Below are 18,133 nucleotides of genomic sequence, written 5' to 3' on the forward strand. Positions count from 1 at the left end.
CGATCTCAAGCGGCAACTCTGAATGTGAAAGGCCCGCCATCCTGTCCGGATGGCGGGCCCTTTTTTGTTCGCCGGGACCTTCGCCTCAGCGAAGCTTGCTCTCAGCAGACCTTGGCCTCAGACGGCAGCGGCGATCCAGCGCGACAGGTCGCTCTTGGGCGCGGCGCCGACCTTCTGCGAGGCCAGCTTGCCGTCCTTGAACAGCATCAGGGTCGGGATCGAGCGGATGCCGAACTGGGCGGGGATCGCCTGATTCTCGTCGACATTCATCTTCACGATTTTGACCTTGCCGTTCATCTCGCCGGCGATCTCCTCGAGCGCCGGTCCGATCATGCGGCAGGGACCGCACCACTCGGCCCAGAAATCCACCACGACCGGTTCGCTCGAATTGAGGACATCCGCCTCGAAGCTTGCATCGGTCACCTTGGTCGTCGCCATGGCTTGTCGCCTTTCACAGATGTTTGGCGGCAGCGCCGCCTTCATCCGGCAAGCTATGAATGCCCGGGGCCAGGGTCAAGGCGCTGCCGCCGCAGGGTCCGGTCTGTCCCCCGCACATGCTCAAGCCTGCTCACGACCCGCCGCCCGAGACCAGGCTGGCGCCGACATTGATGCCGAGCGCAAGAATGCTGGTGTTGAAGATGAACGCCAGGATCGAGTGGATGAGCACCAGGCCCCGCCCGCCGCGCGTCGTCACGGCGACATCCGAGGTCTGCGAGGTGCAGCCGATCGTGTAGGCGAAATACAGGAAATCGACATAGTCCGGGTCGCGCTTACCGGGAAAATCGAGACAGGGCTCGCTCTCGTCCTTGGCGTAATAGGCCCCCGCATAGTGCAGCGTGAAGAAAGCGTGCAGCACCGTCCAGGAGCACAGGATCGTGAAGCCTCCCAACGCGAGATGCAGCCCGCGCTGGCCGGCCGGAATAGCGCCCAACCCCGACAACTGCAGCCCGATCGCGGCGATGCTTGCGCTGGCCGCCAGGCAGGCGATCACCAGGATCGCCACCGCGCCCTCGTCTTGCCGCTCGGCGCGGGCCCTGATCTGCTCGACGGTCTCGCTCAGCATCGTCGCCGAGAGCAAGGCAAGATAGAGCACCGCTCCGGCATCCCAGGCGATCATCAATCGCGTCGTCCAGCGCCAGTCGCCCGGCAGCAGCAGCGCCAGCGCGACGATGGCGCCGAGGGCGATCAGGAGGCGCGGACGCACCAGCAGGGAACGCGGAAGGAGTCTCATCAGGTCGGCTCCATCACTTCAGGCGCCAGGGGCTGGCCGAGGCGAGCCAGCACGGCGTCGAGACGCGCAGGGGCGGGCTCCAGCCGCGTCAGCGTCGCCGTATAGACCAGCAGCGCCCGCACCTGCCGGCCCGGATAGATCTGCCCGACCAGCCTGCGATAGACCGCAAGCTGCGCCAGCGTGGTCTCGGGGATTGCGGCTTGATCACGCGGCGGGCGCGCCGTCGTCTTGAAGTCGGCGATGATGACCTCCGTGGCCGAGATCGCCAGGCGGTCGATCTGTCCCGAGACCGGGCGCTTCTCGCCGGTGGTCAGTTCGATCAGGCCCGAGATCGGCACCTCCGCCAGCGAATCCGGTCCGAACAGCGCCGCCAGCGCCGGGTCGGCGAGCAGCGCCAGCGCATCCGCGATGATGCTCGCGCGCCTCTCCAGGGTGACGTTGCCGGCGCGCGCCAGTCCCAGCGCCTGCGCCACGGCCGCGCGCTGGTCGGGCGCGACCTCGGGCAGCATCTGCAGCAGCAGATGCGCGAAGCGCCCGGCTGCGGCAGCTGAGGCCAGGAAGGGGCCGTCCACCGGCCGATCCGGCGCGTCGGCGGCGGCGAGCGCGCTGGAGGGCTTCAGCGGCGGGGCGGGCTCGTCCTCGCGGGGCGGGGGCGTCCGCAGCCAGGCCGGCATGGCCTCAGGCGGCGGTGTCGGCTCGCTCTCAGCAACCTCCTGCGGGCGCGGCGCCGAGGTCATGAAGCGCAGGATCGTATCCTCGCCCTCGGTGATCTCGGCCAGCCCAGCATCGGAGGCCGCGAGGCCCGACGCGATCATCGCATACCAGCTTCCCTGCAATGCCTCGCCCTTGGCCTGCGCCCCGCAGACGATCAGCCGGTCCTCCGCCCGCGTCATCGCGACATAGAGCAGGCGGTGATGCTCCTCGACCATCTGCGCCACGACGCGCGCCTTTGCGCTCGCGGTCGCCGCGGCATCCTCGGCGCTGGCTGGCGGCCAGATCGGCACGGCCTGCCGGCGCGGCGGTTCGATTGCCAGGATCTTCGGCAGGCGCTTGGCACCCGGCTCCGGCGCGAGATCGGCGAGGATGACGATCTTCGCCTCCAGCCCCTTGGCGCCATGCACGGTCATGACGCGTACCTCGCCGGCACTCGACGATAGGTCGCGTTTCACATCGGTCGCGGCACCCGCGATATGGGCGAGGAAACCGGCAAGCGACGGCCCGTAGCGGCGCTCATGGCCGAGCGCGGCGGAAAGGAAGGCGTCGAGCGCATCGCCGGCCTCTGCGCCAAGCCGCGCCAGCGCCAGGTTGCGCCCGCCCCCGGGGCCGAGCAGCCCGGCGAAGAAGCGGAACGGCCCGCAGCGCGCGGCCTCCGTCGCGTACTCGCTCAGTTGCCGCTCCACGGCGTCATAGCGTGGCTCGGTTTCGCCGGCCTGCCGCAACGCCGCGCGCAGCGACCCCGTCCGGCCAGGCGCCAGCCGCATCAGATCGTCATCGTCGAGCCCGATCAGCGGCGTCTTCAGCGCGGTCGCCAGCGTCAGGTCGTCCTCGGGGAGGAGCAGCGTCTGGCCGAGCACGACGAGGTCCTCGACCGCCGGATGCTCTGCCAGCGTCAGCCGGTCGCGGCCGGTCACGGGCACGTCCGCATCCTTCAGTGCCTTGACGATGTTCTCGAACAGGGCCCCGCGCTGGCGCAGCAGGATCATCACATCGCCCGGCGCGAACGGATTGCCGAGATCGTCCACGCCCCGGCGCCTCCAGCCGGCGAGCGTGGTCGCGATCCTTTGCGCCAGCTTCGCGGTGCCGCTGCGCCGCTCGGGCGCATCGACGGGCGTCGTCCAGGCATCGGGCGGCTCGGCTGTGTCATTGGCGCAGAGCGGCCAGAGATCGACGCAGCCGGCGACATTGCGGCGAACGGTGTCGTGGATCTCAGGCCGGTCCGAGCCGTCGAAGACCAGCCCGCGCGCATGCTCCGGCACGGCGAAGACCGCATCGACCGCCTGCATGATGTCCGGCGCCGAGCGGAAGGAGGTGTTCAGGCTGATCGGCTCGAAGCGCTGCTCGGCCTCGGTGATACGCTGCCCGAGTTCCCGCCGCTGCTGGTTGAAGGCGGCCGGAGCGGCGCCCTGGAAGCCGTAGATCGACTGCTTCTCGTCGCCGACGACGAAGACCGTGCGCGGCTTCCCGATTTCCTCGCGTCCGCCGGCCCCTGCGCTGAATTCCTCGGCGAGCTTGCGCAGGATCGCCCATTGCGCCTCGCTGGTGTCCTGCGCCTCGTCGAGCAGGATGTGGTCGATGCCGGCGTCCAGCTTGTAGAGCACCCAGGCCGCCTCGACCCGCGTCAGCAGCGAGCGCGTCTTGGCGATCTGGTCGTCATAGTCGAGCAGCGAGCGCTCGCTTTTCTGGCGCTGGTAGGAGGCGAGCATCCGCGTCACCAGCAGCGCCAGCGCATGGCTGCGGTCGCGGATGGCGATGGCGTTGAGCTGGTCGATCGCCTGGCAAAGCGTCGCTGCCAGCGCATCGAGCGTATCCTGCAGCGCGCCCTCGAAGGCCGATTTGCCCTTGCCGCTGATATTGCTGTTGACCGTGCCGGCCTCGGTCAGGAAGCCGCGCCGGCAGAACGCCACCGGGTCGCCGTCGTCGGCGCGAGCCAGCGACGTGCGCAAGGTCGCGGCGAAGTTCTGCCGCGTCTGGCTGCCGGCCGCCAGCGCCTCGACAAGCGCGCCGAGCCCGTCGACCCCCGCGAGATCGTCGCGGAAGCGCGCCTTCACGCTGTCGCCGTCGAGATCGGCCGCGATGCCCAACACCGCCGCGATGCCCTGCCGCATTTCTTCGGGATCGCGGGCGCGGCCATCGGCGTCGCTGAACAGGGCGCGCTGGCGCAGCGCCTCCTGCATCATCGCCTCGAAAGTATCCTGCGCCGCCTGCCGGGCGAGCAGCTCGAGCGCCCGCGCCTCGGCGCCATCGGGCGCGGCAGCGACGGCGGTTAGCAGCTCCCGCCGCGCCTCGCGCAGCATCTCGGCCTGGGCGAGGTCGTCGGCAACCTCGAAGCGCGGCGGCACATTGGCCTCGAACGGCGCCGATTGCAGCACACGCGTGCAGAAGGCGTGGATCGTCTCGATCCTCAAGCCCCCCGGCGTCTCCAGCGCCTGCGCGAACAGCCGCCGCGCATCCGCCCGCTGCATCAGCGACGGCGCCGCGTCGGTCAGCGTCGTCAGAGCGGCGACGAGATCGTCCTCGGTCATCGTCGCCCAGGCACTCAGCGCCGCGAACACCCGGTTCGCCATATTGGCGGCGGCGGCCTTGGTATAGGTGATGCAGAGCAGCCGGCCGGGCGGGACGCCGTCGAGCAGCAGCCGCAAAACGCGGTTGACCAGCACATGCGTCTTGCCCGAGCCGGCATTGGCCGAGACCCAGGCGCTGAGGCGCGGATTCGCCGCCAGCGACTGGCGCTGGTTCGTCAGGGCCGGGACGATCCAGCCGTCTTTCATGGCTCGCCCCCCTCATCGCTCTCGGAGGCGGCCGACCATTCCTTGACCCGCGCCAGGTGGTCGTAAGGGGAGGCATAGCGGATATAGTCCGGCGCGCGCCGCGAAACATAAGCCTCGCGCCCGCTCCTCAGCGCATCGAGATGCTCCAGCAGGCGGTCGAGATGGCGCGCCGCGACATCCGCCAGCGTCTCGCCATCGAACTCCAGCGGCTTGTCCTTCGCCCAGCCCTTCGGGTCGTGATGAAGCTTGAGATAAAGCAGCGCCTCGACCGGCGTCGGCCCGGCCAGCGGCGGAAAGCCCGCCCGCGCCGCGAGCTCAGCCTCCAGCGTCAATTGCGGCGCGAACCCCTTCTCGACCTGCGCCTTGCTCGGCGGCGCCCCGGTCTTGAAGTCGATGATGCGCAAGACGCCCGCGCGGGTCAGTTCAACCCGGTCGGCCCGGCCGCTCAGGCGGAACCGGGAACCGTCGGCCAGCGTGAATTCGGTTCCTGTCGCGAGTTCGACGCCGATCCGGGCAATGTCGGCACGCCGCCGCTGTTCCCAGGCGATGAAATGCCCGGCGGTGATCAGGAAGCGCGGCCACCAGAAGGCCCGCACCTCCGGCGTATCCGCGAATGCCTGGAACTTCAGCTCGCCGATCGAGACCAACTGCCCCAGCGCGTCAGTCGGCAATTGCTCGGGATAGGTTCTGGCGAAGGTCTCGACGATGTCGTGCAACAGGCTGCCGCGATCCTGTGCCGTGGGGTCCTCGATCAGCGCCTGCAGCGCGTCGAGCTTCAGGATCCTGCGGGCATGGATCTGGTAGGGGTCGCGATAGAGCGTCTCGACATCGGTGACGCTGAGCGCCTGCGGTTGCAGCGCCCGCGGCGGACGCGGCGCCGGCCGTGCCACCGGGCGGGTCGCGGCGGGGGCAGAGAGCTCGGCGGCCATCTGCGTCAGCCGCGCCCCGCGACCAAGCGCCTCCGTCCAGACTGGCGCCGGCGTCACGGCCTTGAGCCGCTGCCAGAAGCGCGAGGCGATCGTCTCGGCCTCGCCCGCCTTGCGAGCGCGGGTCAGCGTCACGCAGCGAGCGCCCAGCGCCATGACGAAGTCATGCGCGGTCTGGCCGATGCGCCGTTCCGGCGGCGACAGGCCCAACTCCGTCCGCATCGGCCGGTTGATGAAGGAATCCGTCTTCGTCTCCGGCGGCCAAACCGTCTCGTTCAGCCCGCCGAGCACGACATGGTCGGCTTCGAGCAGGCGGGCTTCGAGCAGGCCCCAGATCTTGACGCGCGGATGGCCGCCGCCGCTGCGACGCACGACGCGCTCGGCCAGAAGCCCGTCGAGGATCGCAACGAAATCCTGCGGGCGGCCGCCCGCCGGCATGTCGGGCTGGGCGGCAGCGAGATCGTCGAACAGGCCGGCCAGCGCCTCGCCGTCAGGACCGGCAAAGGCGCAGGCGTTGCCGTCCTCGTCGGTGCTCACCGCCTCGACTGCGCTCTTTGCGGCTTGCGTTACGCGATCGAGGTCGGGTTCGTGCAGGAAAAGCGCTTCCAGCAAGGGCGCCAACGCCCCGCCGAGCCCGTTCAGCACATTAGTGGCGGCGGCCTCGTCGCTGTCATCGAGCCGCCGGCGCGGGCGCGGTGCATGGGTCGCGCCTTTCAGTTCCGCCCATTGCGCCAGCCCTTCATGCAACCCGGCCAGGCCCTTGCCGACGGCGACGCCGCGCCACAGCCCGATCTCCAGCGCCGAGGCCCCGCGCTCGACCTGTTCACGCGACAGCCCGAGGCGGCAGAGCGGATGCGCCAGCAGTGGCACCAGCGTAGCCGGCGTCATCTGCGCCAGCGCCGCCTCGAGGATCAGCCGCAGCAGCGAGCCCGCCGGCCAGCGCGCCAGCGGCAAGCCGGCGGAATCGTCGACCTCGACGCCCCAGCGCTTCAGCTCGACGGTGACGCGCTCGGCCAGTCCGCGATCGGGGGTGATCAGCGCCGCCTGCCGGCCGGGCTCCTCCAGCGTCTCGCGCAACGCGAGCGCGACCGAAAGCGCCTCCTGCCGCTCATCGGCGGTCTCAACGAGGCGCACGCCCTCGAACCCGAGCCCGGCCTCGTCATCGTCGAGACGTTCGCGCAGATCGGCCCAGCTTTCTGTGACCGATGCCGGCAGCAGCGCTTCGCGCAACAGCCGCGACCGCGCGGCGCGTGGTGCGTCCGCCTCAGCCAGAACCCGCACATCGGCGCGGGTCGCCTGCAGCGTGTCGAGCAGATGGTGCAGCGCCGCCTGCGGGTGCGAGGGGGCCGGTTCTGCCGCAATCGCGTCCCAGGCCGGATCGGGCAGATCGAGATCCAGGGCGGGCAGCACCACCGCCCCGTTCGGCAAGCGCGCGATCGCCGCCAGCAGCCTTGCGGTCGCGGGCACCGTGCCGGTCGAGCCGGCGGCGATGACCGGTCCGCTTGCCCCACCAGCCAGCAACCTTTCGCGCTCTGCCGCCAGCATCCGGTTGCGGAAATCGGCCGGATCGCAGGCACTGCGCTCGGTCAGAATGCCCGGCCAGGCTTCGCCGAGAATGGCGAGGAAGCTCGCATTGAGCTGCCAGATCCGGTCGAAGCGCGCAGCGTCGAGCGTGCCCAGCCGCGCAACCGCGACGCCTTCGGTCTGCATCTGGTCGAGCAGGGCCACGAGATCGCCGGCCAGCCCATAGGCCTCCGCCAGCGTCGCCGGCACCAGCGAGGGCTCGGACGGGTCGAGCCGGAGATGGCTGCGATTGGCGGTGCGTCCCCAGGCATCGACCAGGCGGGTCAGGATCATGCGCCGCGCCAGCGCGTCGATCGGCGCGGTCCGTTCCTGCGCGAAGGCGCCGGCGCCGATCAGCGCGGTCTCAGCCTCGTCGACATCGCCGAGCGGCATGATCCGCGGCAGCAGCAGCGGCCGGCCGCCGAGCCTGTCGGACAGGCAGGCGGCGAAGGCGCGCGCCGCCCGTCGCGTCGGCAGATAAAGCGTCGTCCGCGCCATCGCGGCGGGATCGTTGGGGTCATGGATCGTGCCGAAGCGGCCCTCGACCATCGCCTGCGCCAGCGCCGCCAGGAACGGGGCGCCGGCCGGAATGGTGAAGAGGTTGAGCTCAGGCATGGGCCTCTGTCGCTGCCGCCAAAGCGGCTTCGGTGAAGGCGGCTTCGGCGGGGGCGATCGCCTCGGGCGTGCCGACATGCAGCCATTGGCCTTCGAGCACGAGGCCGTGCAGCCGCCGCGCCGCAATCGCCCGGTCGAACAGCAGGTTGAGCGAGAACGGCCCCTCGGGCGTGACCGCAAACAGCTCGGGCTTCATGATGGCGACGCCGGCATAGACGTAAGGTGCGCTCTCCGCGCTGCCGCGACGCGTCAGCAGCCCGTCATCGGCGCGGAAGAAATCGCCGCGTCCATCGAAGCCGACACTGCCCTCGCGGCGCGCGAGCAGCAGCAGCATGTCCATGGCGCCGCCATCCCACACGTCCACCATCGCGCTCATGTTGGAGCGCCCCGTCTCGCTCCAGAGCGAATCCGAATTGACGTGGAAGAACGGCTCGCGGCCGAGCAAGGGCAGCGCCTTCCTCACGCCGCCGCCGGTCTCCAGAAGCAGCGCCCGCTCGTCGGAGATCGTCACGCGTGGGTTGGTCCGGGAGGCGACATGCGCCTCGATCTGCCCGGCGAGGTGATGGACGTTGACCACCGCCTCGGTGACGCCGGCCTCCGCGAGCCGGTCGAGCGCATGGTCGAGCATCGGCTTGCCGCCGATGGCCACCAGCGGCTTGGGCAGCGTGTCGGTGATCGGGCGCATGCGCTGTCCGAGACCGGCTGCCAGCACCATGGCCCGGCGGATCGGTGTCGATCCCGATGCAGTCACGCGAATCTCCCTCTGGTCGTCGGGCGACGCTATCAGAAGTGCGGCCGGCCAACACCCTCAGCCCTCATCCTGAGGAGCGGGCAAAGCCCGCGTCTCGAAGGACGTTTCAGGAGGTTTTGGAAACATCTGGAGCATCCTTCGAGACGCGCTCTGCGAGCGCTCCTCAGGATGAGGGCCGTGAGGGGACGCTGCCTCACTCCACCGCAAACAGCGACGGCAGATGCGCCTGGTACCAGCCCTTGAGCTCTTCGAGCGCCGGGTGCTCCAGATTGCGGCGCAGATAGGCCTCGATGCGGGGCAGGTGCTTGAGATAGGCCGGCTTGCCGTCGCGCTTGTCGAGGCGCGCGAAGATGCCGGCGATCTTGGTGTTGCGCTGCGTGCCGAGGATCGCATAGGCGCGGGCAAAGCCGGCGAGGTCGAAACCGGGATCGTCGCTCCGCCTCGCTTTGCCATAGGCGGCGAGCAGCCGCAGTTCGAGCCCGGCGGGCACATCGATGCGCGCATCCTGTCCGAGCGAGGCGAGGTCATAGGCGGGATGGCCGATCACCGCGTCCTGGAAGTCGATCAGCCCGACCTTGCCATGGCCTTCCCGCTGGGGCAGCCAGATCAGGTTGGGCGAGTGGAAATCGCGCAACGTCCAGGTGCCGGGCGCTTCCAGGATCTCGTCGAAGAGCCGGTTCCAGATCCGCGTGAACTCGGCTTGCGTTACGGCCGGCAGGGTCACGCCGACGATATGCGGCGCATACCATTCCAGGATCAGCTCGGTCTCGATCGCCAGCGCGCCGCGGTCGTAATCGGGCACGACATGGTCGCGGCCTTCGGTGACGGGCAGGATCGTCGGCAGCGTATGGCGGTGCAGATCAGCGAGCAGCCGTGCAGCCGCCTCGTAGCGTTCGGCGATCGGCTCGCCACCATCGACCACGCCTTCGCTGCCGAGGTCCTCGATCAGCAGCAGCCCGGTCGAGAGGTCCTGCGCGTAGATTTCGGGCGCGGAATAGCCCAGCGAATGCAGGCCGCGATCCATCGCCACGAAGGCATCGACGGTCTCGGCCAGATGCGCGATGGCGCTGTAGGGCTTGCCGAGGCGGATCGCCGGCCCGTCCGGGCGCTGCGGCGAGATCATCAGCACGGCGCTGGTGCCGTCGGCCTGGGTCAATCGCTCATAGGCCCGGCTCGACGCGTCGCCCTGCATGTAGTCGCGCCGGGCCGCGCCCCAGCCGGCCTCGTCGATCAGCCGGCGCGTCGCGATCGCGATGGACAGCCGCTGGCGCCAGAGTACGCCGCCGGAGAGATCGGCGATGCGGCCGGTCTCGGGGTTTTCCGGGTCGACATCGAGCACGATGTCCAGCCTGCGTCCGCCCGGCAGGCGCGTGCCGGCGCGGTCCGGCCATTCCACCAGCGTGATCAGCAGGTCGAGATCCTCGACCAGGCCGATATCGTCGAGTTCGTCGGGCGAGCGGACGCGGTAGAGATCGGCATGGAGCACGCTGCCGCGCGGCGTCTCATAGCTCTGGACCAGGGTGAAGGTCGGGCTCGGCGCCTCCAGCGTCGGGTCGTCGGCGAGTTCGCGCAGGATCGCGCGCGCCAGCAGCGATTTGCCGGCGCCGAGATGGCCCGACAGCGCGACGATATCGCCAGGCCTCAGGATCGCGGCGAGATCGGCGGCAAGGCGCAGCGTCGCCGCCTCGTCGGCGAGGACGAGCCGATGCGTTCCGGACCGTCGGGCCTCGTCGCTCATTCGGCCGCGTCCGACATCCGCGTACCTTCGGACGGGAATACCGCCGTGACTCGCGTGCCGCGTCCCGGCGCCGAGTCGAGCTCGACATGCCCGCCATGCAGCTCGACGATCGAGCGCACGATAGAGAGTCCCAGCCCCACGCCGCGATGGCTCGAGCCCAGCGAATGGCTCTCGAAGCGATCGAACACCTTCTCCTTGACCTCGGCGGGGATGCCGCGGCCCTGGTCGGCGACAGTGATACTGACGTCATGGCCGCTACGCGCGGCGCTGACCGTGATGGTCTGACCCGGCGACGAGAAGCCGATCGCATTCGAGATCAGATTGAACAGAACCTGCCGCAGCCGCTTGCCGTCGGCGCGCAGGGGGCCGGTCTGCGGGGCGATCTCGACCTTGAGCTCAAGCTTGCTGTCGGTCAGCCGGTCATGCAGCCCCGCCGCCGCCTGGGCGATGGTCGCGGCGACATCGACCTCCTCGATCTCCAGCGTCAGCGCGTCGTTGTCGATCGTGGCGAGGTCGAGGATGTCGTTGATGATCGCGAGCAGGGCGCCCGACGAGCGCACGATATGCGAGGCGTAATCGCGCTGCTTCTCGTTCAGCGCGCCGATCGCCTCCGTGCCGAGCAACTGGGCGAAGCCGATGATGTTGGTCAGCGGCGAGCGCAATTCGTAGGAGACGTGGTGGACGAAATCCTCGCGCAGCCGCGAGACCTTCTCCAGCGCGTCGTTCTTCTCGGTCAGGGCGCGCTCGACATTCACGCTCGCCGTCACGTCGGCAAACGAGATCAGCGTCGCGCCGTCCGGCAGCGGGGCAGCCGCGCAGTCGAGCACGGTGCCGTCGCGACGCTCCATTCGGCAGCCATAATCCTCGCGCGCATCGCGCACGCCGGTGATGACGCTGTGCAGCTCGCTCCAGATCTCGTCCTGAGGGAAGAGCGGCCGGCACAGCCGCACCACCTCGTCGATATGCGGAGCCGCGCCGGCGAGATCGGCCTGGATCTTCCAGGATTGTGCGAAGGCGGGGTTTGAGAGCTTGAGCCGCCCGTCCGAGCCGAACACGGCGACACCTTCGCGCAGCGAGTCGAGGGTCTCGCGCTGGGTGCGGGAGAGGGCGTTGAAGCGCGATTCCAGCGTGAAGCGCTCGGTCACGTCGTCGAGCAGATAGGTCACGCCGCCCTGCGGATTGGGGCTCGCCACGACATGGATGGTGCGCCCGTCGGGCAGATACCACCAGTCCTCATTGGCGCGCGTCGAGGTATAGGCGGCCTGGACGCCGGCCTTCCAGCTCCGGTAGTCGCCGAACTCCGGCAGGCGCCGCTCGGAGCGCAGCCGGTCGAGGATTTCGCCATCGCGCGGGTTGCCGTCGAGGAAACCGGGATCGAGCGACCACAGCGTCTCGAAGCCGGGATTGCGATAGACCAGGCGCTGCGAGGCGTCGAATACCGCGACCGCCGTCTTCAGCCGGTCAAGCGTGCGCACCTGAGCGTCCATCTGGCGCTGCAGATCGGCCCGCACCGCCTCCAGCTCGCTCATATCGGTGGCGATGCCGGCAAAGCCGGTCGGCGTCGGCAGTTCGAGGATGTCGAGCGTGCGGCGCTGGCCGGCGACGACGGCAGGCGCCCGCGCCGAGAAGACCTGGCCTTCACGACGTGCCCTGGCCGCACCTTCGCGCTCGCTGCGGTCGAGCAGTTCGAGACCGTTCCTGACCGCCTCGGCACCATCGGCCGCCTCGACTGCCCGGGCATAAGCGGCGTTGCACCAGCTCAGGCGCCCCTCCGGGTTGCGCGTCCAGGCCGGCTGCGGCAGGCCGGCGAGCAGCCCCGCCAGCGCCTTGTGGTCGCCGCTGACCCGCTCCAGTTCGGCGCGCAGCGCCAGAACCTGGGCGCGTTCGCCGCTGACCTCGCGCAAGCGGATGACGGCACGGCCTGAGACGGGTCGCCCCTCGACATCGATGAACGGCCCCGCCTTGCTGCGCAGCGTGAAGCCAAAGGATTCGCCCCGCTCCTTCAGCGCGTCGGTCGCCAGTTCGAGCTTCTTGGCGTCCACCGGCGGCGCCCAGGCGCCATAGGCGAGGGCGAGCGTCGCGCCGGGCGCGCCGAGAAAGCCGCTGTCGCCCTCGAAGACCGGCTCGGCATTGCGGCCGTTCCAGCTGACGACCACCTGCGCATCGGCTGCGAGCAGCGCCGAAAGCCGGTCCTGCTGCCCGCGCGAGGCCTCGAGTTCGCGCGCCAGCGCAGCCTCGCGGCGGTACCAGCGGGCCCGCTCGCGGACATAGACCAGCGACGTCGTCGCGGCGAAGACGGCGAGGCCTGCCAGGACCAGCGACAGCGCGCCGGTGCTCAACAGCTCGGGATGCATTTTGGCAAGCAGTTCGCTCTGGGCCAAAGCCACGGATGGCGTCTGGCTGGCTGCAAGACCTGGCAGAAGCGCGTGCCGGTGCCAGCCAGCGCTGCCCTGTTCCTGTCGGCTCGACCGTCCCATCCTGCGTCCGTGTTCCCCAAGGGCGGCGCAGGGCCGCCAAATATGCCAATACAAAAAAATAGGCCGGTATAAAAAAGCGCGTCCGTTGCACAAGAGGCCCGGCATCGAACGGCACCACGCCGCCCAGGAAGGCCGCCTTGAGGGCACCCGACGCACGCCTGCCACGCCACCGATCACCATGTATCGATCCGGTTCCCGCGGAGACGCTGAGGCCGAATCAGTTCCACTCTACTCATCCGCCGAGTCCGGCAGGAAGTGCTTAATCGACGGTAAATCCGGCGAATTTCGGGGGCAACCGGCCCTGCGCCGATGACGATCAAGCCATAGCGGTCACTATGGCCGCAGGGTCTATTAGTAGCGTCGGGTGCCGAAAAGACTCGTAGCCTGACTAAAGAAAAAGGCCCGGCGCGAACGCCGGGCCTTCTCCATTCCGGCGATGCCGGATGTCAGTAGCGGTAGAGCTCGGGCTTGAACGGCCCGGTCGGGGCCAGGCCGAGATACTTGGCCTGTGCGTCGTTGAGCACGGTCAGCTTGGCGCCGACCTTGGCCAGATGCAGCGCCGCGACCTTCTCGTCGAGATGCTTGGGCAGGGTGTAGACCTTGTTCTCGTATTTGGCGTGGTGGTTCCAGAGCTCGATCTGGGCCAGCGTCTGGTTCGAGAACGAGCAGGACATCACGAAGGACGGGTGGCCCGTGGCGTTGCCGAGGTTCACCAGGCGGCCTTCCGAGAGCAGGATGATGCGCTTGCCGTCGGGGAACTCGACCTCGTCGACCTGCGGCTTGACGTTGTCCCACTTGAAGTTCTTCAGGCCGGCGACCTGGATCTCCGAGTCGAAGTGGCCGATGTTGCAGACGATGGCGCGGTGCTTCATCGCGCGCATATGGTCGACGGTGATGACGTCGAGATTGCCGGTGGCGGTCACGAAGATGTCGGCGCGGGTCGCCGCCTCTTCCATGGTGACGACCTCATAGCCCTCCATCGCCGCCTGCAGCGCGCAGATCGGGTCGATTTCGGTGACCATGACGCGGCAACCGGCCTGGCGCAGCGAGGCGGCCGAGCCCTTGCCGACATCGCCATAGCCGGCGACGCAGGCAACCTTGCCCGACATCATCACGTCGGTGCCGCGGCGGATGGCGTCGACCAGCGACTCGCGACAGCCATAGAGGTTATCGAACTTCGACTTGGTGACGGAGTCGTTGACGTTGATCGCCGGGAAGGGCATGCGGCCGGCCTTGGCCAGCTCATAGAGGCGGTGCACGCCCGTGGTGGTCTCTTCCGAGACGCCCTTGATCGCTGCGCGGGTCTTGGTGAACCAGCCCGGATTGGCCTTCAGCTCGCGCTTGATCAGCTTGAAGAAGATGGTCTCTTCCTCATTGCCCGGCTTGTCCAGGAACTCGGCCTTGCCGGCCTCGGCCTCGGCGCCGAGGATGATCAGCATGGTCAGGTCGCCGCCATCGTCGAGGATCATGTTGGGCGTGCCGCCGTCGCCCCAGGTCGCGGTCTTGAGCACGTATTCCCAGTAGTCTTCCAGCGTCTCGCCCTTGATGGCGAAGACCGGCACGCCGCTGGCGGCGATCGCGGCGGCGGCATGGTCCTGGGTCGAGAAGATGTTGCAGGACGACCAGCGCACATCGGCGCCGAGTTCCGTCAGGGTCTCGATCAGCACGGCGGTCTGGATGGTCATGTGCAGGCAGCCGGCGACGCGGGCGCCCTTGAGCGGGAACTTGCCCTTGTGCTCGGCACGGATGGCCATCAGGCCCGGCATCTCGTCCTGGGCCATGTTGATCTCCTTGCGGCCGTATTCCGCGAGGCTGATGTCCTTGACGATGTAATCGGTCTTCGACACGGGGCGTGCTCCACTGCTGGGTCTTGAAAAGGGCGATCTCGAATGACGGGCGGGTCTTTAGCAGCGCCCGCACCGAAGCGCAATCAAAGATATAAAGATGTCTTTATATCTCTCCGTCGCCGGTCTTTCCGCCACGAGGAGCTTCGTGCGCACAACAAGGGTAGCCACAACCGGACGAGACCCGGAGATTGCGGACTTCATGCAAGCGACGCGGGTGCTGGCGAATGTGCTGTGTACGGTGGCGTCGGCGGAATAGGGCTACTCGCCCTCGCCGAACCTGTCCGCCACCAGCGTCTGCAGCGCCGTCAGCGCCTCTTTCGCCTCGCGGCCCTTCGCCACGACGGTGATGGTCGAGCCGATGCCGGCGCCCAGCGTCAGGATGCCCATGATCGAGGTCGCGCCGACCGTCTCGCCGCAGCGCGTGACCGTGACATCGGCGTCGAAGCCCGAGGCGCATTGCACGAATTTCGCTGTGGCGCGGGCGTGCAGGCCCTTTTTGTTGACGATCTGGAATTCGCCATAGAGCGCGCCAGCCGGAATCTCGACCTCGGGGCAGTCGCAGTCGTCCTCGCCGTCGTCCATCTGGAAGCCCGTCGCCTTGCCCTCGACCATCATTTGCCCGCCAGCACGCGGCTGGCGACGGTGATGTATTTGCGGCCGGCATCCTGCGCGCTGGTCACGGCCTCGTCGAGGGTCTTCTCCTCGCGCACGCTGGCGAGCTTGATCAGCATCGGCAGGTTGATGCCGGCGACGACGTCGATCCGGCCCGGCTCCATTACCGAGATCGCGAGATTGGAGGGCGTACCTCCAAACATGTCGGTCAGGACGATGACGCCCCGGCCGGTCTCGACCTCTTCGACAGCCGCGATGATGTCGCGGCGACGGCCTTCCATGTCGTCATCGGGAGCGATGGCGATGGTGGCGAGGTTTGCCTGAGGGCCGACGACATGTTCGAGCGCGGCACGGAACTCCGTGGCCAGATGCCCATGCGTCACGAGGACGAGTCCGATCATTCACTATGGCACCGGAGAGCGCTTGCGGGCGCCCGGACAAGGTCGCGGTTTATGCGGCAGGTGCGAAGGATAGGCAAGCCGGCTGCGCAGAAACTTGTCGAATTTCCGACATCAGCCCTCATCCATGAACAGCCGCAGCGCTGCCAGCACCGTTCGCTCGTCCCCCGCGCGACCCAGCACGGTCAGGCGGGGCAGGTCGATGCCCGCCAGTCTCTCGACCAGATCCTCGGGCTGCGGCATGCGCGCCGGCTCCGTTCCGCTGAGATCGACGACGAGGCGCACGACCACGCTTGCCAAATGCAGCTCCGGCGTCAGCCCGAGCCCGCGCCGTTCGATCAGCCCTTCCAGCGGCGGGACGGGCCGTGCCAGCAGTCGCCCGCCATGAGCAGCGAGCGACGTCCGGTCGTCGGCGACGAGGCGCCCGAACAGGCCAGCCTGCCGCGCCTGGTCGATCAATGCCAGCGCCAGGACGGATTTTCCGGCTCCCGATGGGCCACGGATCAGCACGCCGGCCTCGCCGATCGCGACGGTCGTCGCATGAATCCGGCCGGCGTTGCCGTTGTCGTCCGGACTGGTCGGGGACGCGTTCACCATCGGCTCAGGCCGCCTGCGGGATGGCCGGCAGGCAGACGATGAAGCGCGCACCGAGCCGCGCCGGCTCGCCATCGGGGTCCGGCGGTCCGAGGCGATTCTCCGCCCGGATCGAGCCGCGATGCGCCTCGATGATCTGCCGCGAGATCGAAAGGCCCAGCCCCGAATTCTGGCCGAAGCCCTCATTCGGCCGGTCGGTGTAGAAGCGTTCGAAGACGCGCTCCAGCGCATGCGGCTCGATGCCCGGTCCGTCATCCTCGACCGTAATCAGCACCTCGTCGGCCACGCGTGACAGCATGACGCGGACCGGCTTGTCGGCCGGGGAGAAGGAGCGGGCATTGTCGATCAGGTTGACGAGGACCTGGCCGAGCCTGGAATCATGGCCCAGCACCAGGAAGCCGTCTCGCCCGCTCGGCCGCTGGCCGCGCCGCTCTGTGATCAGCTCGATCAGCGGCTGGTTCTCGCGCCGCGTCTCGTTCTGCACCGAGACCACCGCCTCCAGGACCTGCGCCAGGTCGACCGGGCCGGAATCGTTGCGCGCGAGCTCGGCGTCGAGGCGGGATGCGTCCGAAATGTCGGAGATCAGCCGGTCGAGCCGCCGCACATCATGCTGGATCACGGCCAGCAGGCGGCTCCGGGAATCGTCGGATTTCGCCCGCGGCAGCGTCTCGACGGCGCTGCGCAGCGAGGTCAGCGGGTTCTTGAGCTCATGGGCGACATCCGCCGCGAAGCTCTCGATCGCCTCGATCCGGCTGTAGAGCGCCTTGGTCATCTCGCGCAACGAGCCGGAGAGATGCCCGATCTCGTCATGCCGGCTGGCGAAATCGGGGATCTGCTCGCGCGATTTCACGCCCCTGCGCACGCGTTGGGCCGCATCGGCGAGTTTGCGGATCGGCTCGGCGATGGTGCCGGCGAGCAGCACCGAGAGCACGATCATCACGGCCGCCGAGATCGCGAAGACCCGGAAGATCGCATAGCGCTCTGAAACGATGACGGTGTCGATGTCGCCGCCCTGCGTCGAGAGCAAGAGCGCGCCCTTGACCGCGCGGAAGCGCTGCACCGGCACGGCAACCGAGACGATGGTCTGGCCGCGCGTGTTGACCCGCACGACGCTGGCCGGCGTTCCGTTCAGCGCGCGTGCGACCTCGTTGTAGGATTTGCCATTGGCGTTCTCGAAATCGTCGTAGATCGGCATGTCGGCGCGGCCGAGCCGGTTGCGCAGCAGGTTCCAGGTGCGCTCCAGCAGTGGCGCCTCGTCGGGCTCGCCGACACGCGGCAGGTCGAGCCGCAGCACGTCCCCGCGCGAATACAGGCTGCGCGAATCCAGGGTCAGCAGCCCGTCGCGGTCATAGATGCGCGCCCTGGTCTTGGTCGGCGTGACCAGGCGGCGCAGCAGTGGCGCGACCTTCTCCGGATTGATCGAGAAATCGAGCGGGTCCTCGGCGATGCCGGCACTCTCGCCCGCCTGGAGCTGGAGCAGCTTGTCGGGATCGATGGTGATCGCGTCGGTCTCGACCGTGGCCGAGGCCGCGATCGCCCCGGCGATGATCTCGCCCTGCGTCAGCAGGCTCTGCACCCGCGCCTCGATCAGGCCTTCGCGGAACTGGTTGAGGTAGAGGAAACCAACGAGCAGCGCGACGAGGCCGCCAAGGTTCAGGACGACGATGCGCCGCGTCAGGCTGGACGCCGCCCGCGACGAGATCGCGCGGAGCGACCGCCGGCCGATGGCGCCGAGGCGTCGGCTCAGCGTGGGCCCGGCTTTACCCGTGCGGACATTCGCCGCGCGTTCGTCGTCGATCGTCGCCATCGCGTCCGTCGTGTTCCGTTTCCGTCACTGCGAGGCGCGCAGCGACGAAACAATCCAAGGGGTGGCAACGCTCCGCCGGATTGCTT

Annotated in this window: 12 protein-coding genes; all 12 read right to left on the reverse strand. The window is 68.7% G+C overall.

Annotated elements, in window-relative coordinates; translation table 11 throughout:
• Positions 1-117: 117 nt before the first annotated feature.
• The 12 genes from trxA to AC1DYU_RS14855 all read right to left on the reverse strand — a co-directional run bounded on the left by trxA (position 118) and on the right by AC1DYU_RS14855 (position 18,047).
• Positions 118-438, reverse strand: a complete 321-nt coding sequence (gene trxA / locus AC1DYU_RS14800; protein WP_158484416.1) for a thioredoxin — start codon at positions 436-438, stop codon at positions 118-120.
• 130 nt (positions 439-568) lie between these two features.
• The gene (locus AC1DYU_RS14805) at positions 569-1,231 is read right to left on the reverse strand and encodes a DUF1345 domain-containing protein (protein WP_476792287.1); all 663 of its coding nucleotides are present in this window, start codon (positions 1,229-1,231) and stop codon (positions 569-571) included.
• Complete coding sequence (gene addA, locus AC1DYU_RS14810; protein ID WP_476792288.1) at positions 1,231-4,719, reverse strand: double-strand break repair helicase AddA; 3,489 nt, start codon at positions 4,717-4,719, stop codon at positions 1,231-1,233. The genes AC1DYU_RS14805 and addA overlap by 1 nt, the downstream gene beginning before the upstream one ends.
• Positions 4,716-7,823, reverse strand: a complete 3,108-nt coding sequence (addB, locus tag AC1DYU_RS14815) for a double-strand break repair protein AddB (RefSeq protein ID WP_476792289.1) — start codon at positions 7,821-7,823, stop codon at positions 4,716-4,718. Before addB ends, addA begins: the two co-directional genes overlap by 4 nt.
• Positions 7,816-8,538, reverse strand: a complete 723-nt coding sequence (locus tag AC1DYU_RS14820) for a nucleotidyltransferase family protein (protein WP_476792409.1) — start codon at positions 8,536-8,538, stop codon at positions 7,816-7,818. The genes addB and AC1DYU_RS14820 overlap by 8 nt, the downstream gene beginning before the upstream one ends.
• Positions 8,539-8,767: 229 nt before the next feature.
• Positions 8,768-10,312: a tRNA (adenosine(37)-N6)-threonylcarbamoyltransferase complex ATPase subunit type 1 TsaE gene (tsaE, locus tag AC1DYU_RS14825; RefSeq protein WP_476792290.1), complete on the reverse strand. Its 1,545-nt coding sequence runs from the start codon at positions 10,310-10,312 to the stop codon at positions 8,768-8,770.
• Positions 10,309-12,699: a sensor histidine kinase gene (locus AC1DYU_RS14830; protein WP_476792291.1), complete on the reverse strand. Its 2,391-nt coding sequence runs from the start codon at positions 12,697-12,699 to the stop codon at positions 10,309-10,311. Before AC1DYU_RS14830 ends, tsaE begins: the two co-directional genes overlap by 4 nt.
• Positions 12,700-13,235: 536 nt before the next feature.
• A complete protein-coding gene (gene ahcY / locus AC1DYU_RS14835; protein WP_476792292.1) occupies positions 13,236-14,636 on the reverse strand; it encodes an adenosylhomocysteinase in 1,401 nt (466 codons plus the stop codon).
• 258 nt (positions 14,637-14,894) lie between these two features.
• On the reverse strand, positions 14,895-15,251 hold the full coding sequence (locus AC1DYU_RS14840; protein ID WP_476792293.1) for an HPr family phosphocarrier protein: 357 nt from the start codon (positions 15,249-15,251) through the stop codon (positions 14,895-14,897).
• Positions 15,248-15,649: a PTS sugar transporter subunit IIA gene (locus AC1DYU_RS14845; RefSeq protein ID WP_158484410.1), complete on the reverse strand. Its 402-nt coding sequence runs from the start codon at positions 15,647-15,649 to the stop codon at positions 15,248-15,250. Before AC1DYU_RS14845 ends, AC1DYU_RS14840 begins: the two co-directional genes overlap by 4 nt.
• Before the next feature lie 111 nt (positions 15,650-15,760).
• Positions 15,761-16,243, reverse strand: coding sequence for an HPr kinase/phosphorylase (locus tag AC1DYU_RS14850; RefSeq protein WP_476792294.1), 483 nt, complete (start codon positions 16,241-16,243; stop codon positions 15,761-15,763).
• A gap of 4 nt (positions 16,244-16,247) precedes the next feature.
• Positions 16,248-18,047 carry a sensor histidine kinase gene (locus AC1DYU_RS14855; RefSeq protein ID WP_158484408.1) on the reverse strand — a complete coding sequence of 600 codons (1,800 nt, stop codon included), beginning with the start codon at positions 18,045-18,047 and terminating at the stop codon, positions 16,248-16,250.
• Positions 18,048-18,133 lie beyond the last annotated feature (86 nt).

It is taken from the genome of Allobosea sp. P2_B12 (genome assembly GCF_056404835.1).